General features: G+C 69.6%; 21 protein-coding genes and 2 pseudogenes. 11 read left to right on the top strand and 12 right to left on the bottom strand.

Going from position 1 to position 26946, the window contains the following annotated elements; translation table 11 throughout:
- Nucleotides 1-170: 170 nt before the first annotated feature.
- From AB0I51_RS25360 to AB0I51_RS25370, 3 genes and pseudogenes are all read left to right on the top strand, one after another.
- Nucleotides 171-1340: pseudogene (locus AB0I51_RS25360) on the top strand (TROVE domain-containing protein); the annotation flags it as partial.
- Nucleotides 1341-1371: 31 nt separating this feature from the next.
- On the top strand, nucleotides 1372-2019 hold the full coding sequence (locus tag AB0I51_RS25365) for a GntR family transcriptional regulator (RefSeq protein ID WP_362978755.1): 648 nt from the start codon (nucleotides 1372-1374) through the stop codon (nucleotides 2017-2019).
- 14 nt (nucleotides 2020-2033) lie between these two features.
- Entirely contained in the window at nucleotides 2034-3050 is a 1017-nt protein-coding gene (locus AB0I51_RS25370) for a 1-aminocyclopropane-1-carboxylate deaminase (RefSeq protein WP_362978757.1), read from the top strand.
- A 26-nt stretch (nucleotides 3051-3076) separates the two neighbouring features.
- Here AB0I51_RS25370 and AB0I51_RS25375 read toward each other — a convergent pair whose 3' ends face one another.
- Nucleotides 3077-3991 (bottom strand): LysR family transcriptional regulator, encoded by a 915-nt coding sequence (locus AB0I51_RS25375; protein ID WP_362978759.1) that lies wholly within the window; start codon nucleotides 3989-3991, stop codon nucleotides 3077-3079.
- Nucleotides 3992-4081: 90 nt separating this feature from the next.
- Here AB0I51_RS25375 and AB0I51_RS25380 point away from each other — a divergent pair, with 90 nt between their 5' ends.
- On the top strand, nucleotides 4082-5404 hold the full coding sequence (locus AB0I51_RS25380) for an aminotransferase class III-fold pyridoxal phosphate-dependent enzyme (RefSeq protein WP_362978761.1): 1323 nt from the start codon (nucleotides 4082-4084) through the stop codon (nucleotides 5402-5404).
- An 83-nt stretch (nucleotides 5405-5487) separates the two neighbouring features.
- Nucleotides 5488-6927, top strand: coding sequence for an APC family permease (locus AB0I51_RS25385; RefSeq protein ID WP_362978763.1), 1440 nt, complete (start codon nucleotides 5488-5490; stop codon nucleotides 6925-6927).
- A 77-nt stretch (nucleotides 6928-7004) separates the two neighbouring features.
- Here the strand turns inward: AB0I51_RS25385 and AB0I51_RS25390 are convergent.
- Nucleotides 7005-8063: pseudogene (locus AB0I51_RS25390) on the bottom strand (MFS transporter); the annotation flags it as partial.
- A gap of 94 nt (nucleotides 8064-8157) precedes the next feature.
- Here AB0I51_RS25390 and AB0I51_RS25395 point away from each other — a divergent pair.
- From AB0I51_RS25395 to AB0I51_RS25405, 3 genes are read left to right on the top strand one after another with little or no spacing between them, the layout of a single operon-like run.
- Nucleotides 8158-8904 carry a TnsA-like heteromeric transposase endonuclease subunit gene (locus AB0I51_RS25395; RefSeq protein WP_362978765.1) on the top strand — a complete coding sequence of 249 codons (747 nt, stop codon included), beginning with the start codon at nucleotides 8158-8160 and terminating at the stop codon, nucleotides 8902-8904.
- Nucleotides 8901-10982 (top strand): Mu transposase C-terminal domain-containing protein, encoded by a 2082-nt coding sequence (locus AB0I51_RS25400; RefSeq protein WP_362978767.1) that lies wholly within the window; start codon nucleotides 8901-8903, stop codon nucleotides 10980-10982. Before AB0I51_RS25395 ends, AB0I51_RS25400 begins: the two co-directional genes overlap by 4 nt.
- A complete protein-coding gene (locus AB0I51_RS25405) occupies nucleotides 10979-11998 on the top strand; it encodes an ATP-binding protein (protein ID WP_362978769.1) in 1020 nt (339 codons plus the stop codon). The genes AB0I51_RS25400 and AB0I51_RS25405 overlap by 4 nt, the downstream gene beginning before the upstream one ends.
- A 1223-nt stretch (nucleotides 11999-13221) precedes the next feature.
- On the opposite strand, the gene AB0I51_RS25410 is transcribed toward AB0I51_RS25405, so the two are convergent.
- Nucleotides 13222-13734, bottom strand: a complete 513-nt coding sequence (locus AB0I51_RS25410; RefSeq protein ID WP_362978771.1) for a MarR family transcriptional regulator — start codon at nucleotides 13732-13734, stop codon at nucleotides 13222-13224.
- A 117-nt stretch (nucleotides 13735-13851) separates the two neighbouring features.
- Here AB0I51_RS25410 and AB0I51_RS25415 point away from each other — a divergent pair, with 117 nt between their 5' ends.
- Nucleotides 13852-14658: an oxidoreductase gene (locus AB0I51_RS25415; protein ID WP_362978773.1), complete on the top strand. Its 807-nt coding sequence runs from the start codon at nucleotides 13852-13854 to the stop codon at nucleotides 14656-14658.
- Nucleotides 14659-14870: 212 nt separating this feature from the next.
- On the opposite strand, the gene AB0I51_RS25420 is transcribed toward AB0I51_RS25415, so the two are convergent.
- From AB0I51_RS25420 to AB0I51_RS25455, 8 genes are all read right to left on the bottom strand, one after another.
- Nucleotides 14871-15578 carry a hypothetical protein gene (locus AB0I51_RS25420; protein ID WP_362978775.1) on the bottom strand — a complete coding sequence of 236 codons (708 nt, stop codon included), beginning with the start codon at nucleotides 15576-15578 and terminating at the stop codon, nucleotides 14871-14873.
- 297 nt (nucleotides 15579-15875) lie between these two features.
- Nucleotides 15876-17072 (bottom strand): TerD family protein, encoded by a 1197-nt coding sequence (locus AB0I51_RS25425; protein WP_362978777.1) that lies wholly within the window; start codon nucleotides 17070-17072, stop codon nucleotides 15876-15878.
- A gap of 104 nt (nucleotides 17073-17176) precedes the next feature.
- Entirely contained in the window at nucleotides 17177-18166 is a 990-nt protein-coding gene (locus tag AB0I51_RS25430) for a zinc-dependent alcohol dehydrogenase family protein (protein ID WP_362978779.1), read from the bottom strand.
- Nucleotides 18163-19011, bottom strand: a complete 849-nt coding sequence (locus AB0I51_RS25435) for a carbohydrate ABC transporter permease (protein WP_362978781.1) — start codon at nucleotides 19009-19011, stop codon at nucleotides 18163-18165. The genes AB0I51_RS25430 and AB0I51_RS25435 overlap by 4 nt, the downstream gene beginning before the upstream one ends.
- Nucleotides 19008-19946 (bottom strand): sugar ABC transporter permease, encoded by a 939-nt coding sequence (locus AB0I51_RS25440; RefSeq protein ID WP_362978783.1) that lies wholly within the window; start codon nucleotides 19944-19946, stop codon nucleotides 19008-19010. The genes AB0I51_RS25435 and AB0I51_RS25440 overlap by 4 nt, the downstream gene beginning before the upstream one ends.
- Nucleotides 19943-21313 (bottom strand): sugar ABC transporter substrate-binding protein, encoded by a 1371-nt coding sequence (locus AB0I51_RS25445; protein WP_362978785.1) that lies wholly within the window; start codon nucleotides 21311-21313, stop codon nucleotides 19943-19945. The genes AB0I51_RS25440 and AB0I51_RS25445 overlap by 4 nt, the downstream gene beginning before the upstream one ends.
- A 98-nt stretch (nucleotides 21314-21411) precedes the next feature.
- Nucleotides 21412-22182: a DeoR/GlpR family DNA-binding transcription regulator gene (locus tag AB0I51_RS25450; protein WP_362978787.1), complete on the bottom strand. Its 771-nt coding sequence runs from the start codon at nucleotides 22180-22182 to the stop codon at nucleotides 21412-21414.
- A gap of 301 nt (nucleotides 22183-22483) precedes the next feature.
- On the bottom strand, nucleotides 22484-23293 hold the full coding sequence (locus AB0I51_RS25455) for an NAD(P)-dependent oxidoreductase (protein ID WP_362978789.1): 810 nt from the start codon (nucleotides 23291-23293) through the stop codon (nucleotides 22484-22486).
- Nucleotides 23294-23522: 229 nt separating this feature from the next.
- On the opposite strand from AB0I51_RS25455, the gene AB0I51_RS25460 reads away from it, so the two are divergent.
- Together AB0I51_RS25460 and AB0I51_RS25465 are read left to right on the top strand one after the other, a co-directional pair.
- Nucleotides 23523-24500: a 5-dehydro-4-deoxyglucarate dehydratase gene (locus AB0I51_RS25460; RefSeq protein WP_362978791.1), complete on the top strand. Its 978-nt coding sequence runs from the start codon at nucleotides 23523-23525 to the stop codon at nucleotides 24498-24500.
- Entirely contained in the window at nucleotides 24497-25660 is a 1164-nt protein-coding gene (locus tag AB0I51_RS25465; RefSeq protein ID WP_362978793.1) for a hypothetical protein, read from the top strand. Before AB0I51_RS25460 ends, AB0I51_RS25465 begins: the two co-directional genes overlap by 4 nt.
- On the opposite strand, the gene AB0I51_RS25470 is transcribed toward AB0I51_RS25465, so the two are convergent.
- Nucleotides 25597-26883, bottom strand: a complete 1287-nt coding sequence (locus AB0I51_RS25470) for an MFS transporter (RefSeq protein ID WP_362978795.1) — start codon at nucleotides 26881-26883, stop codon at nucleotides 25597-25599. The two genes, AB0I51_RS25465 and AB0I51_RS25470, sit on opposite strands and share 64 nt — an antisense overlap.
- Between the last annotated feature and the right edge of the window lie 63 nt (nucleotides 26884-26946).

A 26946-nucleotide genomic window follows, 5' to 3' on the forward strand; every position in this document is an offset into this window, starting at 1 on the left:
ATCGACCATGTCCACGGAGACCGGACGAAGAACCGTCCGGAAGACGTCCGCCTGTTGTGTCCGAACTGTCATGCGCTGACGCCCAACTATCAGCACCTGAACAATCCCCGCGTCCAGCCGGTGCGCCAGAAGCAGAGCCGCCGATACCAGGAGGTCTGGCTCGGCCAAGGTTCGGCCGTGGCGTCCCTCAGCCCGTCAAACGCGGCATCGCCGACGCCGTGCGACCCCTCTACGGCGGCACGTCGCTGCTGAAGTACGACACCGCGTCCAAGGGATACCGCTTCGGAGACATCCTCAACCTGGTGCACGCGGCGCCGGACCCGGACAAGGCGTGGCAGGGCGAGCTGTTCCAGTACGCCCTGGACCGCCGGCACCACCCGGACACCGCCGTACCGCCCGCGTCGAACCGTGTGCTGACCGCGCACCGCGACCTGATGGCGCTGACGGTCGCAGAGCGGCGCGCGGTCGTCACGGCGGCCGACGGCGCCGAGCGGCTCGCGGCGGCCGGGATGACCTGGGAAGCGCTGGCCGGCTGGCTGCAGGGCCCGATGGACAAGGCGGCCCGGGAGGCGGTCATTCCGTCCATGGGGTCGATGGCTCTCGTGCGCAACCTGCGGAACTTCGACGAGGCCGGGGTCTCCGACGAGGTCGCGGCCCGGGTCGCGGCGAAGATCAGCGACCCGGCGGAGGTCGCGCGCTCGCGGCAGTTCCCCTTCCGGTACCTCGCTGCGTACCAGCACGCGCCCTCGCTGCGCTGGGCGTACCCGCTGGAGCGGGCGCTCGGCCACTCGCTGGCCAACGTGCCCGCGCTGCCGGGCCGCACGCTGGTGCTCGTGGACCGCTCGGGCTCGATGTTCTACTCGCGGCTGTCCGACCGCTCCGAGCTCAATCGGGCCGACGCGGCGGCGATCTTCGGCACGGCGCTCGCGCTGCGGGCGGCGGACGCGGACCTCGTCGAGTTCGGCACCACGAGCAAGCGCCCGGACGTCGGTGCGGGCGAGTCGGTGCTCAAGGCCCTGGGCCGCTTCGGCGACCTGGGCGGCACCAACACCACGTCCGCGGTCCGCTCGCACTACCGGGGCCAGGACCGGGTGCTGATCATCACCGACGAGCAGGCCGCGTACAGCCACTACGGCGACCCGACCGAGCAGGTCCCGGCCCACGTGCCGGTCTACACCTGGAACCTCGCCGGGTACCGGGCGGGCCACGGTCCGTCCGGCAAGGCCAACCGGCACACCTTCGGCGGGCTCTCGGACGCGGCCTTCCGGATGGTGCCGCTGCTGGAGGCGGCCCGGGACGCGGACTGGCCCTGGGCTGTCCGAGACACCGGGAGGCATTGACATCTAACATTTCAGTTCTAGCATTGCGGCCATGGAAGCCCTACGGCCCGTCCGCCGCACCCTGCTCAGGGACCGCGCCTATGAAGCGATCCGTGACGCCATCGTCGCCGGGGAGATCGAACCCGGCGCGGTGGTGCGCGACGCCGAGCTGGCCGAGCGGCTCGGGCTGTCGCGGGCGCCGGTGCGGGAGGCGTTCTCGCGGCTCGTGGACGACGGACTCCTGGAGAGCAAGCCGCAGAGCTACACCCGGGTGACCCCGGTGGTGGCCGCCGACGTACGGGACGCGGCGGCCGTCGTCGGTGCCCTGCACGAGTTGGTGACGCGGATCGCCGTACCCCTGTTGCGGGAAGCGGAGGTCGACGTGATGCGCGCGGCCAACGACCGGTTCGCCGCCGCCGTGCGCGCCGGGGACGTGGACGCGGCGCTGCGCGCCGACGACGAACTGCACGACGTCCTGGTCCGGGTGAGCGGCAACCGCGCCGCCGCGGCCACCGTCGCCCGCTACACCCCCCTCATCCGCCGCCTGGAGCGACGGCGCTTCGGCGAGGGCGGCAACTGCCGTTCGGCAGGACTGCACGAGCGGCTCATCGAGGCCTGCTCCGACGGTGACGTGGACGACGCGGTCCGCGTGACGGCCGAGATCTGGCGGGGTCTCGAAAGCCTCGCCGACACCGACTGACCCGGGAGAACCCCATGTCCCTTTCCTCGTACGACCGTTACCCCCTCCTCTTCGGCCCCTCGCCCGTCCACCCGCTGGAGCGCCTTACCGCCCACCTCGGCGGCGCCGCCCTGTGGGCCAAGCGGGAGGACTGCAACTCCGGTGTGGCGTACGGCGGCAACAAGACGCGCAAGCTGGAGTACCTCGTCGCCGACGCCCTCGCGAAGGGCTGTGACACGCTCGTCTCCATCGGCGGTGTGCAGTCCAACCACACCCGTCAGGTCGCCGCCTGTGCCGCCCGCGCCGGGCTCAAGTGCGTGCTGATCCAGGAGAGTTGGGTGGAGTGGCCCGACTCCGTCTACGACAAGGTCGGCAACATCCTGATCAGCCGGCTCGCCGGAGCGGACGTACGCCTGGTCAAGGCCGGGTTCGGCATCGGCTTCAAGGAGAGCTGGGAGCAGGCGCTGCGCGAGGTCGAGGAGAGCGGCGGCAAGCCGTACGCCATCCCGGCCGGCGCCTCCGACCACCCGCTCGGCGGCCTCGGCTTCGCCAACTGGTCCCACGAAGTCGCCGAACAGGAGCGGGAGTTGGGCGTCTTCTTCGACACCGTGGTGGTGTGCTCGGTGACCGGTTCCACGCAGGCCGGCATGGTCGCCGGGTTCCGGGCACTGGAGGAAGCGGGCGGGCGTGAACGGCGCGTGCTCGGCATCGACGCGTCGGCCAAGCCCGCCGAGACCCGTGAGCAGGTGGCCCGTATCGCGCGCGGCACCGGCCAACTGATCGGCGTCAAGCAGGAGTTGACCGTCGACGACGTCGAACTCGACGACCGCTACCACGCCGGCGTCTACGGCATCCCGGACGAGACCACCCTGGAGGCGATGCGCCTCGCCGCCCGTACCGAGGGCATGGTCACCGACCCTGTGTACGAGGGCAAGTCGATGGCCGGGATGATCGACCTCGTCGCACGCGGGGAGATCGCCGCCGACTCCACCGTGCTCTACGCCCACCTCGGCGGACAGCCCGCGCTGAACGCGTACAGCGCGCTGTTCTGACCGGGAGCGGGTCGCGGCGGACGGGGTCAGCGGCGTAGGCCCGGGCCGCTTCCCGCCGCTGTGACCCGGGCGGCGATCCGGGCGAAGTTGGCGGCGGACCTGGGTGCGTCCGCGCGGTGGACGACGGCCACCTCGCAGTCGTCCATGCCCTCGATGGGGACGTAGCGGACGCCCTGTCGGCCGTAGAGGCGGGCGACGGACTCGGGGACCACGGAGAGGCCGCGGCCGATGGCCACGGACCGCAACTCGGCCTCGAAGGTGGCCGCTTCATGGGTGATGTTCGCCGGGGTGCTGCGATGGGAGGCGAGGATCCAGTAGTCCCGCCAGGCGTTGTCGCCGGGCGCCGCGACGATGGGCTCGGCCAGCACCTGTGCGACGGTCACCCGGGGCAGTTCCGCTAAGGGGTGCAGCGCGGACACGCAGGCCACGCACCGCTCGCGGAGCAGGGTGGTGGTCACCGCGTCCGGCACCCCGGCCAGCGGCGGGCGGACCAGGGCGACGTCCGTTTCCCCGCTGTCCAGGCCTCCGTTGGGGGAGGCGAAGTCGTACTCGGTGAGTTCGAGGGCGACATCGGGGTACTGCTCGGCGAACGCCCGCAGGATCGCGGGCACATGATCGACTGCGGCTCCGATCAGATAGCCGACGCGCAGTCGGCCGAGTTCACCGCCGGCCATCCGTGAGGCCTGTTCCATGGCCGCGTCGAAGCGGTCGAGGACGGCCTGCGCCTCGACGAGGAAGCGCTCGCCGTCCTGCGTGAGGGCGGTGGAGCGCGTCGTCCGTGCGAACAGCCGGACGCCGAGCGCGGTCTCCAACTGGCGGATGGTGTGGCTCAGTGAAGGTTGCGCGATGTGCAACTGCTCGGCGGCCCGCGTGAAGTTCACCGTACGGGCGACGGCGACGAACGCCCGCAGATGCCGAAGCTCCACATTCATAGACGCCATCTATGAAGTCTACGGAATTCGGTCTTCCACAGCAGCCCGATGCCGCTCCTAGCCTGCGGAGACACAGCTCACACCCGAGACGGAGTCGCCGTGACAGACACTCTCATCCATCAGGCACAGGCCCACGCCCGGGGCCGGGAAGTCCTGCTGCACGAGCCGGCGGGCGGCGATCCGGACAAGCTCACCCTCGTCAAGGCGCGCGGCTCGTTGGTGTGGGACGAGGCAGGCAAGGAGTACATCGACTGCACCGCACAGGCCTGGTCGAACAACCTCGGCGCCAACGACCCGCGCGTCATTGAGGCGGCGATCGAGCAGACCCGGCAGATCACCCATGCCCGGCCGACGTTCCACACCCCGGCCCTGCTGGAACTCGCCGAACTGCTCGTGTCGATAGCCCCCGACGGTCTGGACCGCGTCGGCTTCACCCTGCACGGCTCGATGGCGGTGGAGACGGCGCTCAAGCTCGCCCTGCGCAACCGCCCGGACGCCCGGCACGACGCCTACCACGGCCGCTCGATCACCACCATGGCGGCGAGCTGGCCGCACCCTGGCAACGCCTTCGGGGTGCTCCAGCCGCAGTTCCTCCGGCTCCCGCGCCCCGACCTGTACCGGCCGCGCCCCGGCCTGACCGCGGACCAGGACACCGAACTGACGCTCAAGGTCGTCCGCGACATCCTCACCAAGGGCACCGAAGGCCCCGTGGCCGCGCTGATCTACGAACCCATCCAGGGCAACGGCGGTCACAACGGGTTCTCCGAGCGCTGGCACCGCGACATCCGCGAGATCTGCGACGAGCTCGGCATCATGCTGATCATCGACGAGGTGCAGACCGGCCTCGGCCGCACCGGCCGCATGTGGGCCAGCGACTACTACGGCATCGAGCCGGCCGTCCTCGTCTTCGGCAAGGGCGTCGGCGGCGGTTTCCCCCTCGCCGGAGTCCTGGCGAAGAACCGCTTCGCCGCCTTCCTGCCCGGCGACGACCAGCTCACCTTCGGCCAGTTCCCCGTCTCCGTCGCCGCCGGCCTGGCCGCCGTCCGGGCGATCATCGACGACGGCCTGTGCGAGCGCGCGACCGCGCACGGCGAGTACGCCACCGAACGGCTGCGCGAGATGCAGACCCGCCATCCGCTCATCGGCGACGTACGCTCACCAGGACTGATGGTGTCGATCGAGCTGGTCCGCGACCGGGTCACCAAGGAGCCGGCCACCGCCGAGGTGCACGCCGTGTTCGAGCTGGCGCAGGAGCGCGGCGTCATCTTCGGCGAGAGCCGCTACGCCGGACTCGGCAACCTGATCAAGGTCAAGCCGCCGCTCGACATCAGCCGGGACCACCTGGCCACCGCACTCGACGTCCTGGACGAGGTGCTGACCGAGGTCGAGAAGACCACCGGGACCGCAGGAGGGCTGTCATGACCGCTGCCGAAGACCTGCCGGCGAGAACCACCGACGCCGAGGACCTCGCCGCGCTGGGCTACGGCCAGTAGCTGAACCGGTCGATGAGTTCCTTCACCGCGTTCGCGCTCGCCTTCTCGATGGTCTCGATCAACACCGGCATAGTCACCCTGTTCACCGACCCGTTCTCGCGGGTCGGCGGCGCCGCGGTGCTGCTGTGGCTGCTCGTCCTGCCCATGGTGCTCACCCTGGTCGCGGTCTACGCCCACCTGTCCGGACGGATGCCGATCACCGGCTACGCCTACCAGTGGTCCAGTCGGCTGGTGGGGCCGCACTTCGGCTCGTTCACCGGCTGGATCGCGCTGGTCTCCTTCCTCGCGGGCACCGCCGGGACCGCCGCCGCGGTCGGCACGGTCTTCGCCCCCGAGATCTGGCAGCACCCCACCACCCACCAGATCCAGGCGTTGTCGATCGGCTGCACGCTCGTCGCCGCGGTGCTCAACATCATCGGGGTCAAGGTCGCGACCCGGATCAACAACATCGGTGCGTCGATCGAGCTGATCGGCACGTTCGTCCTGGTGCTGGTCCTGGCCGCGGGTGTCCTGGTGTTCTTCAAGCACACCCAGGGACTGTCGATCCTCGCCGACGCCAGGCCGCTGACCGGGAAGCCGGTCACGCTGACGAGCGTCGCGCTGGCCGGTCTGCTGCCGGTCTACGTGCTGCTCGGGTGGGAGGGCGCGGCGGACCTCGCCGAGGAGACGGTCGACCCGCGCAGGGCGGCGCCACGCGCCATGTTCCGCTCGGTCGTCGTCTCCGGGATCATCGGCTTCGTGGTCTTCGTCCTGCTGGCGATGGCCATGCCGAACAGTCCCGCGGCCTTCCTGACCGGGTCGGAGAACCCGGTGCTGAAGCTGATCTCGCAGCAGGTCGGGCCGTTCGCCCGGGCACTGATGATCATGGTGGCCTTCGCCTCGATCTTCGCCTGCCTCATCGCCAACATGGCGGTCGCCACCCGGATGATCTTCGCGCTCTCCCGCGACAACATGCTTCCCGCGTCGAAGGGCCTGCAGAGCGTCGGGCGGCGCAGCAAGGCACCCGTCCCGGCCATCGTCGTCACCGTCGTGGCCGTCGTGCTCAACCTTCTCAACTCCGGTCTTGTGGGCAAGATCTACGCGATGGTCGGGCTCACCTACTACCTGACCTACGCGCTGACGATGACCGCCACGGCGGTCGCCGAACGGCGCGGCACCATTCCGGCGGCCACCAAAGGGGTCTTCGACCTCGGCCGCTGGCTGAACCCCGTCGTCGGGTTCGCACTCCTGTGGTGCGGCGTCGTCATCGCCGTGCTCACGATCCCCGCGGAGAACAACCAGAACGCCGTGACGGTGTCGGTCGTCCTGGTCGTCGGCTCCCTGTGGTGGGCACTCGTCCTGCGACGCCGTCTGAACGCAGGCACGGCCGGGCCTCCGGGCGCATCCCGGACGCTCACGGGCGCGAGCACGCGACCGGCCGAGCAGAACACCGGTCCACCCCCGGCGCACTGAACGGAATCATGTGCTCCGGGTGCGCGGGTGACGACGGTCCCCGCGCGCCCGGGGCTCCGATCCGTCCGGCGAACCCGTCAGGAAGACCTGCTCCGGGCGGCCTCCTCGGCCTTCCTGCCGGTGATCACGAACGCCGACACCAGCAGCGCGGTCAGGGCGATCAGCGCGCCGACGGCGAACGCGCGGGCCGAGCCGTGGACGAGGATGTCGGTCGGCGATCCGGTCGCGTGCCGGGTCGCCGTGCCGAAGACGGTGACCAGGACGGACAGTCCGAGGGTGCCGCCGAGCCACTGGAGGGTCTGCAGGAGGCCGGAAGCGGAGCCCGCCTCGCGAGGCTGGATGCCCGCGAGGATCGTCGCGTTGAGCGGCATGAAGCTGAGGCCGACGCCCACGCCCATCAGGAGGAGCGGACCGAGGAGACCGGTCAAGTAGCCGTCGTCGGGGCCGAGTTGCGAGAGCCAGGCCGCCGATGCGACGAGCAGGGCCATGCCGGTGAGCAGGACCGGTTTCGCACCGAGCCGGGCGAGCAGGCGCGGTACGAAACGCACGACCGTGAACATCGCCAGGGTCAGCGGCAGGAAGGCGAAGCCCGCGCGCAACGGGCTGTAGTCCAGGACCCGTTGGCTGATCAGGGTGAGGAAGTAGAACGCGCCGAACATGCCCGCCGGCAGCAGCAGGACACCCACGTAGCCGCCCGCGCGGTTGCGGCTCGCGAACAGCCGTAGCGGCATGATGGGTTGGTCGGCGCGGGACTCGACCAGGGTGAAGCCCACCAGCAGTGCCGCCGCCGCGCTGAAGCCCAACTGCGCCTGGAGATCGCCCCAGCCGTCCGAGGAGACCCGGATGAACGCGTACACCAGCGAGGTCATCCCGGCGGTGCCGGTGAGCGCGCCCGCCGCGTCGAACCGGCCCGCGTGGCGCGGGGTTTCGCCGACGAAACGGGGCAGCGCCAGGGCCACGGCCGCGCCGATCGGCACGTTGATCAGCAGGGACCAGCGCCAGGACGCCCACGAGGTGAGCATGCCGCCGATGACGAGACCTATCGAGGCGCCGATGCCCGCCATGGAGGTGTAGATGCCGAGCGCGTGGTGACGGCGCGGCCCTTCGGGGAAGTTGGTGGTGATCAGGGCGAGGGTGTCCTCTGACGCTGAACCTGGACCGACTGCCAGGGAAGTTGGACAACCACTACGTTCCTGCCATTGATGTTGGACCGAGAGGGCTGGGGGCAGGGTGGGGGTACCGGCTCTTGTGTACGGGGACGCCGCGTTATCGGCCTTTGAGCTGGACTTTCTTGAGCATGGGCGTCGGCGCCGGCAGCCCTTGGGTCAGGGGTGGAGGACGCCGTTCGAGGCGGTGGAGCCGGTCCGGGACTTCCGCTGGACCAAGGGGGTCGAGAGCTTCGCGGGCTGGTACTACTGCGCGACGTCCCGGGATCACGTCGGCTACGAGTCGTGGCTGGAGCGGGACCAGCTCATCTTGATGGACCGCGATCCGCAGGTGGTGGGGATCGCCTCGCAGCCGTTTTGGCTGCACTGGCACGACGGCATCCGCCGGCGGCGGCACGCGCCGGACTACTTCGCGCGGCTCGCTGACGGCCGTGGCCGCGTAGTGGATGTGCGGGCCGATGACCGGGTCGATGACGCTGCGGCCGAGTCGTTCGAGGCGACGGAGCTGGCCTGCCGGGCTGTGGGCTGGGAGTTCGTCCGGGCCGGGACCCCTGAGCCGGTCTTCATGGCGAACGTGCGGTGGCTGGCCCGCTACCGGCGGCGCCGGTGTCTGCGATGGTTGATCACGGCACGTCTACTGGAGGCCTTCGAGGAGCCCGCGCCGCTGGTGGAGGGCGTGTTGGCGGCGGGCGACCGGCTGGCGGTGTTGCCGGTGCTGTTCCACCTGATGTGGTCCGGCGTCCTGACCGCCGATCTGCGGGGCGAGTTGCTGCACGACCACAGCACCGTCTGGAAGGAACGGAGCCGGTGAGCGCGATGCGACGACCGGCGGGCATTGAAGTCGGGGCCTGGGTCCGCTTCGACGGGCAGGTCCGCGCGGTGACTGCGGTGACCACGACGACGGTCACGCTGACCGAAACGGACGGGCCGGCGGTCGCCGTCGAGCTGGACGCGCTTCTGCGGGAAGACGACTTCGCGGTCGTCGACGTCCCGGTGCGCCAGCCGCTGCCGGCGGCATCGCTGCTGGAGACATTCCCGAAGACGGTGAGGGAGAAGGCCCTGTGGTGGGAGGGGCACATCCTGGAGGTCCTGCACGGGCTGCCGCCCGGCGCCGAGCCGGGGACATCGCCGCGACCCGAGTACGGGCCGGACCGCTCGCTGACGGCCCGGCAGCGGGCCAAGGCCGCCGAGCTGACCGCTGCCGGGCACAAAGTCGCTGCTCAGACGGTCGCGAACTACCGGCGCCGCTACCAGGCCGACGGGGTCGTCGGGCTCGCGGACCATCGTCCGGTCCGCAAGAAGCGCGAGTTCGGGTCCGTGGACGATGCCGTGGTCGCGGCCATGCGGCAGGCGATCGCGGAGGCGACGGACGCCTCGACCCGGCGGGGGACGTTCCTGCTCTGGCGGACCGGCGAGATCCTCCGGCAGACGTCCGCCGGCCGGGCGGTCAAGCTGCCGTCCGAGCGGACCCTCTACCGGCTGCTGGACAAGCTAACCGGGAACACGCACACCTTCGGTTCGGCCACGACCCGAAGGTCCCGGGCCAACGGGGCGAGCGGTGAGTTCGGCGAGCTACAGGTGTTCGCGCCGGGCGAGGTGATGCAGATCGACTCCACCCCGCTCGACGTCCTGGTTCTCCTGGACAACGGGGTGGTGGGCAAGGTCGAGCTCACGGCCATGATCGATGTCGCGACGAGGTCGCTGACCGCGGCGGTGCTGCGGCCCACGACGAAGTCGGTCGACGCCAGCGTGCTGCTGGCCCGCACCGTCACCCCGGAGCCGATGCGGCCGGGCTGGGTGGACGCGCTGAAGATGTCCCGGTCGGTGCTGCCGCACCGCCGCCTGCTGACGCTGGACGAACGCCTCGAGCACGCCGCCGCCCGGCCCGTGATCGTCCCGGAGACGATCGTCTGCGACCACGGCAAGGTCTTCATCTCGCGGAACTTTAAGTCGTCCTGCCGCTTCCTGGAGATCGACTTCCTGCCCACTCACAAGGGCTCGCCGTTCGAGAAGGGGCACATCGAGCGGATGCTCGGCTCGGTGGCCTCGCTGTTCGCCCAGTTCCTGCCCACCTACACCGGCCGCAGCCCCGAACACCGCGGCCGGAACCTTGACCAGGGCCGGGCCTGGTCTCTCCTTGAGCTCCAGGACCTGCTGGACGAGTGGATCGTCGCCCGCTGGCAGAACCGTCCGCACGACGGGCTGCGCGACCCGTCCCACCCGGGCCGGCTGTTCACGCCGAACGAGAAGTACGCCGCCCTCGTCGAGGCCTGCGGCTACGTCCCGGTCGCCCTGGGCGGCAACGACTACATCGAGCTGCTGCCCGCCGAGTGGCGGGTCGTCAACGACTACGGCATCAAGATCAAGAACCGCACCTACAACAGCGCCGACCTCGGGCCGATGCGGCGCCAGAACTCCGGCGTCACGGCGAAGAGGGGGCTGTGGGAGGTTCACCGCGACCCCTACGACGTCTCCCGGATCTGGGTACGCAACCACCGCGGCCGGGGCGAGTGGGTGCCGGCCTTCTGGAAGCATCTGAACCGAGTCCCGGTGCCCTTCGGCGAGCTGGCCTGGGACCACGAAGCCCGCAAGCTGCCCGGAGCCACCGAAGCCGAGATCGCCGACGCGGTCGCCGCACTGCTGACCCGGGCCCACGCCGGGCCTGAGAAGACGCAGAAGGCCAAGAGCTCGAAGAAGGACCGCCGGGTCGCGGCCCGGACCAGGGCCGCCCGTCCCTCGACGCCGCTGCCGTTGCCTGCACCGGACCCGGAGCCCGAACCGCGGGACAGGCCCTCCGGGCAGGAGCCGTCTGAGGCGGAGGAGCCTCTGGCAGACGTGATTCCCCTGGGCCTGTTCGACCCCCGCGAGAACCCCTGGAAGCGCACATGAAGACGTCGCAGACCCTGGCCACCGACACGGAGCGGCACCTGAGCACGCGGGCGGGCTGGCAGGAGTTCACGCAGGACCCGCCGACGCCGCCGGTCCTGCTGTCGGCAGGCGAGTACGCGGCGCTCGACGACGCGGACCGCGAACACTACGACGAGGCGCGTCTGGACCATCACGCCCGCCTGCGAGTGGTGGCCACCTCCACGGTCCGCCACACCGTTACCAGCGGACGCCGGCTCATCCTGCTGAACCGTCACGCCATTAGCGCCCGTCGCGGGCTGATGGTGTCGGGCCCGGCCGGCACCGGAAAGACCATCGCTATCACCCAGCTCGGACTTGCCCACGAACTGTCGGACAGGGCCCGCCACCCTGACTCGCCCGACCGGATTGCGGTCCTCTACGTCACCGTCCCACCGGCCGCCACACCCCGCATGATCGCAGCCGAGTTCGCACGCTTCCTGGGGCTGCCCACGACCCGCCAGTTCAACATCACCGACATCATCGAGGCCGTCGTCGGGGTCTGCACCAAGGCCCGCACCGGCCTGGTCCTGGTCGACGAGCTCCACAACAACTCGCTCACCACCCGGCACGGCGCCGAGGTCGCCGACACGCTCAAGTACTTCTCCGAGCGCATCCCGGCCACATTCATCTACGCGGGAATCGACATCGAGCACAGCACCCTGCTCTCCGGCACCCGAGGCGCCCAGATCGCCGGGCGCTTCACCCTCATCCCCTCCCACCCCTTCCCCTACAACAACGAATGGAAATGCCTGGTCAAGACGCTGGAAAGCACTCTGCTGCTGCACCAGCACGAACCCGGAACCTTGGCCAAGCTCGACCGCTTCCTCCACGACCAGACCGGGGGAATGATCGGAGCGCTCTCCCACCAGATCCGCGGCGCCGCAATCGACGCGATCCTCGACGGCAGTGAGAAGATCACGAAACGCGGACTGCAGGCCATCCCGCTCGACGCCGCCGCTCAGTTCTCCCGCCCCCTGCCGGCGACGACCGACCGGTGACCCGCAGCAAGCCCACGCTGCCAGCAGCCGAGCTGACCATTCTCCCGTTCCAGGTCCGACCCGTTGCGGGCGAGGGCCGCGAATCGTTCATCGAACGGCTCGCGGAGGCGAACTTCCTCAAGACCGACTACCTGCGCCGCGTTCTGCGGGAGCCGCCTTGGCACCGCGGCGAGCCCCAATGGGAACGGCTGGCCGCCGCAACCGGCCGAGACGTGGCCGGGCTGCGGGGCATCCTCGGGCATGGCCGCTGCAAGGAGTGCGGTTCTCCCATATCCATCGAGAGCAGCAATCAGCGTCGCACCTGCTCAGCTGCCTGCCACACGAAGAGCTACCGCAGAAGACTTCCCGAGAAGCCCGAACCGCGGCGCAGCATCTCCTGCGCCCACTGCGAGCGAAGCCTCTCCGTCGGAGCCTCGGAACTACGTCGCTACTGTTCACACGCATGTCGTGAGGCCGCCTACAGGAAACGACGACGCGAGCGAGAAGCCATCCCCCTCGCCAACTGCGAGGCTTGCCAGAAACCCATCGGCCGAGTCATCAACAGGCGCTGCTGTTCCGAGCGTTGCAGCGACTGGGCATGGAGGAAGCGGCAAGGGCACACCACCGCGCTGGCACCAGATGGCCCCTATCCAGGCCAGCCGAAGACCTGCGCCGGATGCGGCGATCCGCTCGAACCAGGCAGCCGACAAGTGCGCCTGACGTGCTCACCGACCTGCAAGGCACGAGCCTCTCGCCGTCGACGAGCGGCGCGACTCGCTGCAGACTCGCCAGCTCCCTGATGCAACTTCACTGTCAGAGGACTGGCGAAGCTGCTCAAGACGCTCTGACAGGCGCGCTCCTCATCCTCGAGGCCCCTCCGGCAGGTTCAGGTCAGGGAGCCGAGCCGGTTGCGATGGCATAGCCGATCGCGGCGGCTGCGTCGGCTGGCTCTGTTCACGAGTTCCGACAGCGGATGTACGTGACTTCGGGCAGCGCCCCGGCAGGGCCGTGTTCGATGTTCACGAGAAGCGACAGCACCCACATCGGCTCCTCGTCGGTAGCCGCAGGGGGCGAGCCGGGGGGCGCGTTCGCCGTGCCCTGCGCTGTTCTTGGGGGTGAGCCGCCGATCGCGACGAGGGCCTCGTGGTCTCGCGGAGTTGCCTGGCCGAATCGAGCAACCAAGAGGGCCCCGTCGTCGGCCGGGCCCGAAAACGCTTCGGGCTCCTAGCCCCCCCCTCACGGCTTTACGACGTCTTCCTGTCGAGAGAGGTCGGGGTGCCGCAGTGCTCGTTGCCGTCGGTCAGATCGTCGCGCACCAGGACAAGGAGTTGTGCCAACTGCGAGCGTTGAGTGCCGGTCAGCGAGCGGAAGAGGCCGTCTTCCACCTCCTGCTGCGCGGCTGCCGCGTCTTGCAGCCGCTGCTGTCCCGCCTCCGTCAGCACGACCAGGTGGCGGCGCCGATCGCGAGGGTCACGCGTGCGCGTCACCAGTCCCTCGTCCTCCAGAGGATTGAGCTGCGTGACGAGCACGCTGGCCGCGGTATCTGTCTCGGCGGCCAGGTCGGTCTGCGCCAACGGACCGCGATCGTGGAGCAGCCCGAGGATATGGAACTGCCGCGGCGTGAGGTTATTGGCGGTGTGCGCATCCCTCAGACGACGCATGGCCTCGTGCCCCAGAAGGGCGAGCATGAGGCCTGGGCTGTTGCGGTGCTCGTCGAGCAGCGCCGGGCCGGAGGCGGTGGAGGTAGCCGAGGTCACCCGTTCACTTTATCTCACATGATCGTGTAGGTTCCTACATTAATAATGCACCTGCACGATTAATGAACCGAAAGCATTTCCGCCTCCGTACCGCCCCCCCTTCACCCGAGGAGCGCCATGTCGCCCACCCGTCCGACCCTGCTCCCCGATCCGAGTGCGGATCTGGGCCTGCACGGAACACGCGCCGTCGTCACCGGGGGAACCCGCGGCATCGGCGCCGCCACGGTGCGCCGTCTGGTCACGGCCGGCGCGCACGTGGTCGCCGTCGCCCGCAACCGAGCCGAAGTCCCCACCGGGGTACAAGTGGTGACCGCCGATCTGAACACCTCCGACGGGGCCGAGCAGGCGGCAGCCGCAGCGCTCGACCTTCTGGGCGGCATCGACGTACTCGTCGACAACGCCGGACGCAACACCCAGGTACCCGACGGCGTCCTCACTGCGACCGACGAGGACTGGCTGGCCAACCTCGAAGCCAACCTGCTGTCCGCCGTCCGCCTCGACCGCCTCCTCGTCCCGCATATGACGGCACAGGGCCACGGGGCAGTCGTCCACGTGTCATCGAACGCCGCCCGTTACCCTCAGCCCAACGGTGCCCCGTACGCCGCCGCCAAAGCCGCCCTCAACGCCTACAGCAAGAGCCTCGCGACCGCCTGCGGCCCACACGGCGTGCGCGTCACCGCGGTCATGCCTGGAGTCATCGAGACCGACGCCGTCGAAGCAAGCCTGCGGCAGGCGGCAGAACGCACCGGCCGCGACCTGGACATCATCCGCAAGGAGTTCCACCAGCGCCTCGCCACCCCGCTCGGCCGCCCCGGACAGCCCGAAGAAGCCGCAGAGGTGATCGTCTTCCTCGCTTCCCCACGCGCCTCCTACCTCACCGGCATCACCATTTCGGTCGACGGAGGCATCCTCCCCACCCTCTGACGAACCGTCGAAGATCTCCTTGGGCACCAGCAGCTCATTCCCTTCCCGCGCAACGGAAGACGGTTACGGCTGGCGTCGGCGGCTGACCGCAGATCAGGAACTGGGGGCGCAACTCGTGCCCACCGGGCCTTCGGCGCAGGAATCCCCGGCGGTCAACCTGCCCCATTTGGATCCGAGCGAGGCCCTTCGCCGCGAACGGGTGCTGTCGAATCTCATGAACAGTTCGATATGCCCTGATGATGCGGGTGCCTCCCAAACTCGCGTACAGGTGCTGTCGCAACTCGTGAACAGAGCCAGTCGGCAATGCCGGCCAGGGATGCCTTGTCGTTCAATGCGGTGACCACGTCATGGGTCAGTGGCCGAAGGGCATATACGTGGCGCACCGCGTGGATGTCGACCGGGATCTCGTAGTAGTCCTCCGCGAACTTCTGAAATGCCTCCGGCGATGGGTCGACCAGCAGGTGGAACAGCCAACCAGAACCGTCGGGGTCGGCGTTGTCTTCAGGGAAGTCAATTTCTCCTGCCTGCCAGTGCTCGCTTCCCGCCTCACGCCACATGCAAGCCGTCACCCTGGGCATTCCGTCGTCTGTGAAGGCCGCCTCTTCGACGCAACTGCGGAACACCTCGTGGACCGAGTCCACTACGCCTGGCCAGGGTGCGTCGTCGACATATGGGCTCATCTCCGACTCGTGGTCGAATCCTCGGACATACGCGCCCGCCGGCGAGAAGATGATGTCGAACTCGTCCCCCGAGCCGTTGCGCATGGAGGCGATCTCCTCCGTCTCGGACCAGGCCCGGCTGAATGAGTAGTAGCGCTCACCGTCAGGGTTCAGCACAGCCTCCAGCATGGCTATCGACCGACACCGATCCCGCAGCGTCGCGATATCAGGAAGAGCCTCGGCAACGTCGTGAACAGTCATGCGGCCTATCCAAGCGCACGCCACTGACAACAGATCGCGCGTTCGCCAAGCGGCAGACCTTACTGCCCAGCCGAGGTGAGGTTCATCCCGAAGAGTCGCAGATGATCGACAACGACAGATGGCAGAAACCGGGACCAGGTAACACCCATCGCGTCACGACACACCACCGTCCGACCAGTCCAACTTCGATGGCAAACGATCCAACTTCGATGTCAGAGGACACGGGGGGAATGAACAACGCCGGGCGCCCCTCGAACAGGGGCGCCCGCAGCGGTCGTAGGACTGTCTCTGTGGTGGTTACAGTGCCTGGGCCGCCGGCTTCACCATGCCGCGCACCGTGCGGGACTTCACGAAGTCGCCCATCGCGGTCATGTCCCATTCGCCGGAGAACTGCTTGACGAGCTTGGCCATCATGACGCCGGTCTGGGCCTCGGCGTTGGTGAGGTCGAAGCGGACCAGTTCCTCGCCGGTCGCGGCGTCCAGGAGGCGGCAGTAGGCCTTGGCGACCTCGGTGAACTTCTGGCCGGAGAAGGAGTTGACCGTGAAGACCAGGCCGGTGACCTCCTGGGGGATGCGGCCGAGGTCGACCACGATCACCTCGTCGTCACCGCCGCCCTCGCCGGTGAGGTTGTCCCCGGAGTGCTTGATCGCGCCGTTCAGGATCGACAGTTTGCCGAAGTAGCAGCTGTCGACGTGGTTGCGCTGCGGGCCGTAGGCGATGACCGAGGCGTCCAGGTCGATGTCCTTGCCGCGGAACGCGGGCTCCCAGCCGAGGCCCATCTTGACCTGGGAGAGGAACGGCCGGCCGCCCTTGACCAGGGACACCGTCTGGTTCTTCTGGAGGCTGACGCGGCCCTTGTCGAGGTTGATCTTGCCGGCGCCGAGCGGCGGAGCGGCGGGCGGGGCCGGGGGAGCGGCGGGCACCGGAGGCGCCATGGGGACCTGCGTGGCAGGGGCGGGCGGAGGCATCGGGGCCGGCGGAGCGACCGGCGCCGCGGCGGGTTCCTCCACCGAGACGCCGAAGTCCGTGGCGATGCCCGCCAGGCCGTCGGCGTATCCCTGGCCGACCGCGCGGGCCTTCCAGACGCCGTTGCGCAGATAGATCTCGACGACCACGAGTGCCGTCTCGGCGCCGAGCTGCGGGGGTGTGAAGGTGGCCAGCACCGAGCCGTCGTCCGCGCTGCGGATCGTCGCCGTGGGCTCGATGCCCTGGAAGGTCTGCCCCGCGGCGTCGGGGCTCGCCGTGACGACGATCTTCTCGATCCCGGGCGGCACCGCGGCCGTGTCGACGGTGATCGCGTCCGGGGACGTACCGCCGCCGGAGCGGTACGTCACACCCGGGCCGTTCGGCTGGTTGTAGAAGATGAAGTCGTCGTCCGAGCGCACCTTGCCGTCGCCGGTGAGCAGCAGGCTCGACACGTCGAGCCGCACGGGGGCGGCGACATCGACCGCCACCCGGGAGACCGGAAGAGGGATGTTCGAGCCAGGGGTCATAGCTGTCATGCCTCGTGAACGACCGAGACCATTTTGCCGTTCCCTTACCAAGTGACCAATTGGCCAAGCTTTGGAAGTACTGGCTCGAATCCCCGTCGATTCGCTCAGGGAATCACCACGATCTTCCGCCCCACCCCCGCCGCGAACTGCTCCAGCGCCTCCGGGTACCGCTCCAGCTCGATCCGGTCGCTGATGAAGATCCCGGGGTCGAGCACCCCGTTCGCGAACAGCTCCGCCGCGCGCTCGAAGCTGTGCAGCACGGCCATGGAGCCGGTGATGGTGATCTCCTGGTTGTAGATGCGGTACGGGTCGATCGACACCCGGGTCGCGTAGTCGGCCACCCCGAACTGAAGGAACGTGCCCGCCTTCGCCACCCGGTCCAGGCCGTCCTGGATCGCCGCCGCGTTGCCGGTCGCGTCGATCACGAGGTCCCAGCCCTGCGGCCTCTGAAGCTCGTCCGCGTTCGCCGCCGACCCGGAGACACCGAGCGTGCGGGCCGTCTCCAGACGGGCCGGGTTCAGGTCCACGATGTCCACGCTCGCCGCGCCGGTCCGCTTGGCCAGCTCCAGCATCATCAGGCCCATGGTCCCGGAGCCGTAGATCAGGACATGCGCGCCGAGGCGGGACTGGAGGACGTCGTACCCGCGCACCGCGCAGGAGAGCGGTTCTATCAGGGCCGCGTCCTCGGTGCGTACGTGCTCGGGCAGCTTCACGCAGTTCGCCACCGGGGCCAGCGCGTACTGGGCCGCGCCGCCCGCCGTGGTGACGCCGATCGCGGCCCAGCGTTCGCAGAGGTTGTTGTGGCCGTTGCGGCACTGCCGGCACTCGTGGCAGTACAGCGACGGGTCCACGGCCACCTGGTCGCCGACCGAGACCTCGGTGACCTGGGTGCCGACCGCGACGATCTCGCCGGCGAACTCGTGGCCCGGCACGATCGGCAGCTTGGGCGCGAACTCGCCCTGGAGGATGTGCAGATCGGTACCGCAGAGGCCGCACGCGGCGACCTCGACGACGACCTCGCGGGGACCCGGCGTCGGGTCCGGGACCTCGGTGACGACGGCGCGGCCCACGGACTCGATGACGGCGGCCTTCATTTGACGGCTCCCAGGGAGAGGCCCTGGACCAGCTTGTCCTGGGCGGCGAACCCCGCGGCGAGCACCGGCAGGGAGATGACGAGCGACGCGGCGCACACCTTCGCCAGGAACAGGCCCTGGCTGGTGATGAAGCCGGTCAGGAACACGGGCGCGGTCTCGGCTACGACCCCCGTGAGGACCCGGGCGAACAGCAGCTCGTTCCAGCTGAAGATGAAGCAGATGAGGGCGGTCGCCGCGATACCGGGGAGGGCGATCGGGGCCACCACGCGCGCGAGGATCGTCGGCAGCCGGGCGCCGTCGATCTGCGCCGCCTCGATGACGGCCAGCGGGACCTCGGCGAGGAAGGACTGCATCATCCACACCGCGATCGGCAGATTCATGGAGGTGTAGAGGATGACCAGGAGCCAGATGTTGTCCAGCATCCCGGCGTTCTTCGCGAACAGGTAGATCGGCAGCAGGCCCGCCACCACGGGAAGCATCTTCGTGGACAGGAAGAAGAACAGGACGTCCGTCCACTTCTTCACCGGCCGGATCGACAGCGCGTAGGCCGCCGGGAACGCCAGCAGCAGCACGAAGAGCGTCGAAGCCACCGACGCCACAAGGGAGTTGACCAGCGCGGGCCAGGGGCTCGCGCCGCCGCCCGTCCCGAAGAACTCCCGGTAGCCGTCCAGGGTGAGGGCGGCCCCGAAGGACGGCGGATTGGTTGCCGCGTCGGCCTCCGAGTGGAAGGACGTCAGCGCCATCCAGGCGATGGGCAGGAAGAACACGATGCCCAGGAGCCAGGCCACCAGGCCGAGGCCCGAGCCTTTGCGGCGGGCACGCGCGCGTACGGCGATGCTGCTCATGCGTGCGACGCCTCCTCTCGGAACAGGGACGACACGACCCGCAGGGCGAAGGTCGCGATGATGATCGAGCCGATGACGACCAGGACGCCGGCCGCCGAGGCGAGGCCGTTCTCGTGGGCCTGGTAGAAGCTCTGGTAGACGGTGTAGGGCAGGTTGGCGGTGCCCAGGCCGCCGGACGTGATCGTGAAGACCGCGTCGAAGTTCTGGACGATGTAGATCGAGCCGAGCAGGGCGCCGAGTTCGAGATAGCGGCGCAGATGCGGCAGCGTCAGATAGCGGAAGACCTGCCAGTCGCTGGCGCCGTCCACCTTCGCGGCCTCGATCTGCTGGTGGTCGCGGCTCTGCAGCCCGGCCAGCAGGATCAGCATCATGAACGGCGTCCACTGCCACACCAGCGATGCCTCCACCGCGAGCAGCGGGGTGTTGGAGATCCAGTCCGGCTGTGGGCCGCCCACATAGTGCAACAGCCCGTTGAGCAGGCCGTATTCAGGGTTGTAGAGCACATGCTTCCAGAGCAGGGCCGCGGCCACCGGCACCACCAGGAACGGGGCGATCAGCAGGGTGCGGACGAATCCCCGGCCGCGGAACCTGCGGTCCAGGAGCAGTGCGAGAAGCAGGCCGAAGACCAGGCTGGCCAGCACGACCGCCACGGTGAGCAGGACGGTCGTCCACACCGAGTGGCGCAGGTCGGCGTTGCTGAGGACCTGCTGGTAGTTGTCGAAACCGGTGAAGTGCCGGGCCTTCGGATAGAGCGCGTTCCAGTCGAAGAAGGAGATCACCAGCGTGGCCACGAACGGGAGCTGGGTCACGACGATCATGAAGACCAGGGCGGGGAGCAGCGGGGCACGGGTGGCCCAGGAGCGCAGCTTGTCCGAGGGCTGCCGCGCGGTACGGGTCGGGCTGGCGGCCAGAGGGGCCGTTGTCGTGGCGGTCATCGTCCCTCGTACTCCTTGGAGATCTTCTCGGCGAGCTTCTGGGACTTCTTCAGGGCCGAGTCGACGGACTGCCGTCCGGCGATGGCCGAACTGATCTCCTGGGAGACCTTCGTACCGAGGTCGGTGAACTCGGGGATGTCGACGAACTGGATGCCGGGCGCGGGCCGCGGCTGCACACCCGGGTCGTTGGGCTTGGCGCCCTCGATGGCCTCCTTCGTCTGCTCCTGGAAGGCGGCGGCCTCCTTCACGTACTCGGGGTTCGTGTACGTCGAGGCGCGCTTGCCGGCCGGCACGTTGGACCAGCCGTCCGTCTCGCCGACCAGTTGCTCGTACTCCTTGCCGGACGCCCAGGACACGAACTTCCAGGCCTTGTCGGAGTTGTGGGACGCCTTCTGGATGCCCCAGGCCCAGGTGTAGAGCCAGCCGGAGGAGTCGGTCTTCTCGACGGGCGCGGGGACGTAGCCGATCTTGCCCTTCACCGGAGAGCCCTTGGCCTCCAGCGAGCCCGCCGCCGAGGTGGCGTCGTACCACATGGCGACCTTGCTCTGGGTGATGTTGTTGAGGCACTCGGCGAAGCCGGACTGGGCCGCGCCGGACTCGCCGTGCTTGCGGACGAGGTCGACATAGAACTTCGTCGCCTGCTCGAACGCGGGGGAGTCGAGCTGCGCCTTCCAGTCCTTGGTGAACCAGGTGCCGCCGAAGGTGTTCACGACGGTCGTCAGCGGCGCCATCAGCTCGCCCCAACCGGGCAGCCCGCGCAGACAGATGCCCTTCATGCCCGACTTCGCGCCGTCGACCTTGGCGGCGATGTCGGCCACCTGGGTCCAGGTCGGGTGTGCGGGCATGGTGAGGCCCTTCTCGGCCAGCACGTCCTTGCGGTACATCAGGAAGGACGACTCGCCGTAGAACGGCTGCCCGTAGAGCTTGCCGTCGTCGGCGGTCAGGGACTCCCGCATCGGCTTGAGGACGTCCTGCTCGTCGTAGGCGGGGTCCTTGGCGACGTACGAGTCCATCTCGTGCAGCCAGCCGTTGCGGGCGTAGATCGGGATCTCGTAGTTGGAGAGGGTCGCCACGTCGTACTGGCCGGCCTGGTTGGCGAAGTCCTGGCTGATCTTGTCGCGGACGTCGTTCTCGGGCAGCACCGTGAAGTTGACCTTGATGCCGGTCTCCTTCGTGAAGTGCGGGGCCAGTTTCTGGAGTTCGACCATCTGGGGGTTGTTGACCATCAGGACGTTGATCGAGTTGCCGCCTGATCCGGCGCCGCCCGCTCCGACCCAGCAGCCGGAGAGCAGCGGGGCGAGCAGCGTCCCTGCGGCGGCCAGGGCGAGCTTGGCTCGCGGCGGCCGTCGTCGGCTCTGGGTTCGCATGGATCGCTCCTGCACGTATGGGGAGAAAAGGGGTGCGCGCGGGAATGGCACACCCCTGGTGGGTGAGTTGGGTTTTCAAACCTTGCGTCGGCGGAGTGCTAGACGCGGATGACCTGTGGCCCCAGCAGTGAATAGCGGTGGGCTTCGGCCGACGGGAGCAGCGTGCTCGTGACGATCGTCTCCAGGGCGCCGATCTCGGCGAACCTGCAGAAGCTGACCGCCCCGAACTTGGTGTGCACGCCCGCGAACACGGTGCGCCGGGCGGCGCGGATGGCCTGTGCCTTCACCTCGCTGACGGCGGGATCGGGCGTGGTCAGGCCGTGTTCGCGGGAGATGCCGTTGGCGCCGATGAAGGCGAGGTCGAGGACGAAGCCGGCGAGCATCTTCGTCGTCCAGTGGTCCACGGTCGCCAAGGTGCCGTGCCGGACCCGGCCGCCGAGCAGCAGTACCGAGGTGTTCTCGGACTCGGCGAGCACGCCCGCGACCGGCAGGGACGCGGTGACCACGGTCAGCGGCCGGTCCCTGGGCAGCGCCTCGGCGATGAGCTGGGGGGTGAAGCCCTCGTCGACGAAGACCGTCTCGGCGTCCCCGAGCAGCTCGGCCGCGGCGACCGCGATCCGGCGCTTCTCCGGGACATGGCTGGTGGCTCGGAAGGCGAGTGTCGTCTCGAAACCGGCGCTCTCCACGGGGTAGGCCCCGCCATGGGTCCTGCGGATCAGCCCGTGGTCCTCCAGGGCGCGCAGATCGCGCCGTACGGTCTCCTTGGCCACGCCCAGCTCGGAGGCGAGCGCGGTGACGTCGACCGAGCCGGTGCGGCGCGCGGCGCGGACGATCTCCCGCTGACGTTCTTCCGCCGAACTCGTCCCCATGGCCGACACCGCCTTCCCGCTCACCCGGAGTACTGCCCGTTCGGGCCCGGTGGGGCCCTTGGGGGAAGTTCTACAGCGGGTGCGCGGCACTGACCAGGCCTGTTGCACGCCCGATGCTGCCCGTGTGTGACCGTTTACCGCGTGCTGTGCCCGTCGCGGACCTGCGCCGCTGTGCGCCGGGGCGTGAGATCGGGCAGCGCCCGTGCCCGAACACGCCGGCGGGCGGGCCCGTTCGGTGCCCGCCCGCCGCCACGAAGGTGTGTTTTCCGTCAGTGCGGCCGATGCTGCTACGGCTCGACCGTCAGTACGGCCAGATCGGCGGGTCGTTCACGAAGTGACCGCCCAGATACGCGTGCGCCTCGACGCCCGGCTCCAGCTCGCCCTGCTCGGCGATCAGCTTCTCGGCGTACGGCTCGGAGTCGTCCTGCGGCTCGTAACCGAGCGCCCGCGCGGACGACAGGTCCCACCACAGGCGGGTGTTGGCCGAGGAGCCGTAGACGACGGTGTGCCGTACGTCCTCGGCGGTCAGGGCCGCGTGGAAGAGGCGGGCGCCGTCGGCGGGGCTCATCCAGATCGACAGCATGCGCACACTGCTGGGCTCAGGGAAGCAGGAGCCGATGCGGACGGAGACGGTCTCCAGGCCGTGCTTGTCCCAGTAGAGCTGCGCCAGGTCCTCGCCGAAGGACTTGGACAGGCCGTAGAAGGTGTCGGGGCGGTGCGGGGTGTCGATCGGGATGAGCGGGTCGTCGCCCTGGGGGCGCGGGGTGTAGCCCACCGCGTGGTTGGAGGAGGCGAAGACGACGCGGGCGACGCCCTCCTCGCGGGCGGCCTCGTAGAGGTTGTAGGTGCCCTGGATGTTCGACGCGAGGATCTTGTCGAAGGAGGCTTCCAGGGAGATGCCCGCGAGATGGATGATCGCGTCGACGCCGCGCACGGCCTCGCGGAGCGCCGCCCGGTCGGAGAGGTCGGCGGTGATCGCGTCCGGCTCGCCCTCGATCGGGCGCAGATCCAGCAGCCGCAGGTCGTAGCCGTAGGAGGGGAGCAGGTCCCGCATCAGGGTGCCGAGCCCGCCTGCGGCGCCGGTGAGCAGAACGGTGCGGGGAGCGGGCATCCTCGGTCTCCTAGGATCAGTGGCCTCATGCGTGAACGTTATTCACATGCATGGACAAGCTAAGGATCGGTCACCATGCCCGTCAAGTGTGGCGCGGACCTGGGAAATCCGCCTCCTTCTCGCTCAATTGCCTGCTTGACCCGCCCTGAGGCAGATCCTTAGGGTGGCACTGTTCAGAAATGTAGACGTTGATCAGAAGAACGCACGCGTCTGTTTCAAGGGAGAGCCCGTGACGCCAGCCCCTCTCGCCGATCGGCTCACTGTCCCCAGCGGGCCGCTGTTCTTCCCCGTCACCGCGTACGGCCCCGACGGCGCCGTCGATCTCGACGCGTACCGCACGCACGTCCGCCAGGGCGTCGAGGCCGGCGCCGCCGCCGTGTTCGCGTGCTGCGGCACCGGGGAGTTCCACGCGCTGCTGCCCGAGGAGTTCGAGGCGTGTGTGCGGGCCGCCGTGGAGGCGACCGGGGGCCGGGTGCCGGTGGTCGCGGGCGCGGGCTACGGCACCGCGCTCGCCGTACGGTACGCACGGCTCGCGGAGGCCGCCGGGGCGGACGGGCTGCTCGCCATGCCGCCGTACCTGGTCGTCGCCGGCCAGGAGGGACTGCTGCGGCACTACCGGGAGGTGGCCGCGGCGACCGCGCTGCCCGTCATCGTCTACCAGCGCGACAACGCCGTGTTCACCCCGTCCACGGTCGTCGAACTCGCCCGCACCGAGGGCGTCATCGGCTTCAAGGACGGCCTGGGCGACCTCGACCTGATGCAGCGGATCGTGAGCACCGTACGCAGCGAAGTCCCCGGCGACTTCCTGTACTTCAACGGCCTGCCCACCGCAGAACAGACCCAGCTCGCCTACCGGGGCATCGGCATCACCCTCTACTCTTCCGCCGTGTTCTGCTTCGTCCCCGAGATCGCGCTCGCCTTCCACCGGGCTCTCGCGACCGGCGACGACACCACGGCGAACCGCCTCCTGGACGGCTTCTACCGGCCGTTCGTCGAACTGCGCGCCCAGGGACGCGGTTACGCGGTCTCGCTGGTCAAGGCTGGCGTACGGATGCGAGGTCTGGACGTCGGAGAGGTCCGCCCGCCGCTGACGGAACCGACCGAGGACCATGTCAAACAACTGGCCCAACTCATCGAGCGCGGCTACACGTTGATCGAGGCGCAGATGGACTCGCAGATGGACTCGCAGATGGAGGAGGACGCGTGAAGGCATCGGCATTCGTCTACCCCTGGGACGTCAACGGCGACCCCGGGGCGGCCGAGAGGATCGCCGGGCTCGGTGTCCGGCAGGCGACCCTCGCCTCCGCATACCACTCCACGCGCGCGCTGACCCCCCGTCACCCGCGCCACCGCGTGGTCACCGCCGAGCACGCGGCCGTCCTGTACCCGCCGGACTCCCGTTGGCAGGGGCGGGAGTTGAGGCCGTACGCGGCCGGTGACTGGGCGCCCGGCGACGCCTACGGGGAGGCCGCCGCCGCCCTCGCGGACGCGGGCCTGGAGGTGCACACCTGGGTGGTACTCGCCCACAACTCCCGCCTGGGCGCGGAACATCCGGACACCTCGGTGGTCAACGCCTACGGCGACCGCTACCCCTGGGCACCCTGTATCGCCCAGCCCGCCACGCGCGCGTACCTCGTCGACCTCGCCGCCGAAGCGGCCGTCCGCCCCGGCGCGCACGGCACCGAACTGGAGTCCCTGGGCTGGTACGGCCTCGCCCATCTGCACGCCCACGACAAGACCGGCGGAGTGCCACTCGGGGACGCGGGTCAGTACCTGATGTCCCTGTGCTTCTGCCCGGCCTGCCGGGAGGGCTACGGCGAACAGGGCCTCGACGCCGAGGAGTTGGCGGCGGTGGTGCGGGCCGGGCTGGAACCGGTGTGGCAGGGGGCGCCCTCCGACGGCGGCTGGGCGGGGGTCGAGAAACTTCTTGGTGAGGCGAACGCGACGGCCACGTGCGCATGGCGCGACGACAGGGCCCGCACACTCCAGGAGACGGCGGTCGCCGCGGTGCGGGCCGCCGCACCCGCCGACTTCCAGGTCCTGCTGCACGCGGACCCTGAGTCGTACCACTGCGGCGCCAACGCGGGCGTGGACCCCGGACACATCCTCTCGGTGGCCGACGGTGTGGTGGTCCCCTGCACGGGCGGCGCGGGCCTGCTGACCCCGTTCGCCGAACAGGGCCTGGACGGTGGGGTGTTGGCGGCCAACTTCACGGTGGTCTCCGGGATGGGCGGACGCCCGGGGGCACTCGCGGCGGACGCGGCACGGGCGCGGGGCCTCGGGGCGACGGAACTGCGGCTGTATCACGCGGGGTTGGCGTCGGACGGGGACTTGGCGGAGGTGCGGTCGGCGCTGACCGGGCTCTGATCCGAGCCGGACTTCCTCCCGAAAAGTGCCGGGATCGCGCCCGTCCCAACCAGCCCCAGCCACGTCCCCGTTGCGATCAGCGCCAGCCCGACCAGGCTCAACAGCAGCCGGAAGTCGACCAGTTCGACCAGCGCCGCGCCCGCCGCCAGTCCGAACACGTTCGGTGTGAAGATCAGGGTGTTGGCGGTGGCGGTCGCCCGGCCCAGCAGCGGACCCGGCAACTCCCGCTGTACGGCGGTGAACGCGGCGATCAGTACACACGGGAGCCCCAGACCGACCGCCGCGCCGCCCGCCAGGACCACCGGGTCGGACGGCACGGCCCGCGCGGCCACCCCGACCGCCGCGAGGGCGATCCCGGCCGCCCCGAACCGGCGCTCGCCGAGCCGTCGCAGCGCGGGCCCGGAGACCAGCCCGACCGCGACCGAGCCGAGGCCCTGGGCCACGTAGAGCACCCCCGTGTAGGCGGGAGCGTGCCCCAGGGCCTCGACGATCGCGTAGTTCGTCGAACTGCTCAGGGAGGCGAGGAACATCATGGTCCCGCCCGCCAGGACCAGTGGGCGCAGCCGGGGATGTCCCCACAACTCGCGGACGCCCTCGGCGGTTTGGGCCCGCCAGTCGCCGGCGGGGCGCCGGGGCCGTTCCTCGTGTGCGCGCACGAACAGCCACAGGCCCGCCGCCAGCGCGAACGTCACCGCGTCGAGACAGGCCACCACGGGCCCGCCGAACGCGGCGTACAGACCCGCGCCCGTCAGCGGCGCGACCAGTTTCATGCCCTCCACCGCGGTCGTCCGCAGCCCGTTGAAGTCGCCGAGGAGATCCCGGTCCACCACGGCGGTTACGAGAGCCGACTCGGCGGGGTCCTGGACGACGACGACGGTGCCGTAGACGAGCAGGACGGTGAACAGGAGCCACAGGTCGGCGCGCGAGTCGACGGCGAAGAGGGTGAGGAGGAGGGCGGCCAGGCCGAGGTTCGTGCGGATCAGCAGGGGCTTGCGGCGGACGCGGTCGGCGATCGTGCCGAGGGCCGGGCCGGCCAGGGTCGGCGCCCAGACCGCGAACATGCACAGCGCGGCCAGACCGTTCGAGCCGCTGAGGTCCTTCACCCACACGCCGGCCGCCAGCCCCAGCGCGGACGTGCCGAAGGCGGACACCACCAGCCCCGTGAAATACAGCCCCGCGTCGCGGTCCCGCAGGATGCGGGTCACCGTCCAGTTCTTCGTCATGCCTGGTCATCGTGGGTCTAAGGCCGGGGGTGCGGCATCGGGCAGGTGCCCTAGAAACGCGCC

Origin of the sequence: Streptomyces sp. NPDC050549 (assembly GCF_040655035.1) — a bacterium.
In the GTDB taxonomy this organism is placed as follows: Bacteria; Actinomycetota; Actinomycetes; order Streptomycetales; family Streptomycetaceae; genus Streptomyces.

Coding starts and splice junctions, on each gene's coding strand:
- AB0I51_RS25370 (WP_362978757.1), top strand. CDS start 2,034: ATGTCCCTTTCCTCGTACGACCGTTACCCCCTCCTCTTCGGCCCCTCG.
- AB0I51_RS25425 (WP_362978777.1), bottom strand. CDS start 17,072: ATGACCCCTGGCTCGAACATCCCTCTTCCGGTCTCCCGGGTGGCGGTC.
- AB0I51_RS25385 (WP_362978763.1), top strand. CDS start 5,488: ATGAGTTCCTTCACCGCGTTCGCGCTCGCCTTCTCGATGGTCTCGATC.
- AB0I51_RS25430 (WP_362978779.1), bottom strand. CDS start 18,166: ATGAAGGCCGCCGTCATCGAGTCCGTGGGCCGCGCCGTCGTCACCGAG.
- AB0I51_RS25450 (WP_362978787.1), bottom strand. CDS start 22,182: ATGGGGACGAGTTCGGCGGAAGAACGTCAGCGGGAGATCGTCCGCGCC.
- AB0I51_RS25435 (WP_362978781.1), bottom strand. CDS start 19,011: ATGAGCAGCATCGCCGTACGCGCGCGTGCCCGCCGCAAAGGCTCGGGC.
- AB0I51_RS25365 (WP_362978755.1), top strand. CDS start 1,372: ATGGAAGCCCTACGGCCCGTCCGCCGCACCCTGCTCAGGGACCGCGCC.
- AB0I51_RS25415 (WP_362978773.1), top strand. CDS start 13,852: ATGTCGCCCACCCGTCCGACCCTGCTCCCCGATCCGAGTGCGGATCTG.
- AB0I51_RS25420 (WP_362978775.1), bottom strand. CDS start 15,578: ATGACTGTTCACGACGTTGCCGAGGCTCTTCCTGATATCGCGACGCTG.
- AB0I51_RS25375 (WP_362978759.1), bottom strand. CDS start 3,991: ATGGCGTCTATGAATGTGGAGCTTCGGCATCTGCGGGCGTTCGTCGCC.
- AB0I51_RS25445 (WP_362978785.1), bottom strand. CDS start 21,313: ATGCGAACCCAGAGCCGACGACGGCCGCCGCGAGCCAAGCTCGCCCTG.
- AB0I51_RS25455 (WP_362978789.1), bottom strand. CDS start 23,293: ATGCCCGCTCCCCGCACCGTTCTGCTCACCGGCGCCGCAGGCGGGCTC.
- AB0I51_RS25470 (WP_362978795.1), bottom strand. CDS start 26,883: ATGACGAAGAACTGGACGGTGACCCGCATCCTGCGGGACCGCGACGCG.
- AB0I51_RS25440 (WP_362978783.1), bottom strand. CDS start 19,946: ATGACCGCCACGACAACGGCCCCTCTGGCCGCCAGCCCGACCCGTACC.
- AB0I51_RS25405 (WP_362978769.1), top strand. CDS start 10,979: ATGAAGACGTCGCAGACCCTGGCCACCGACACGGAGCGGCACCTGAGC.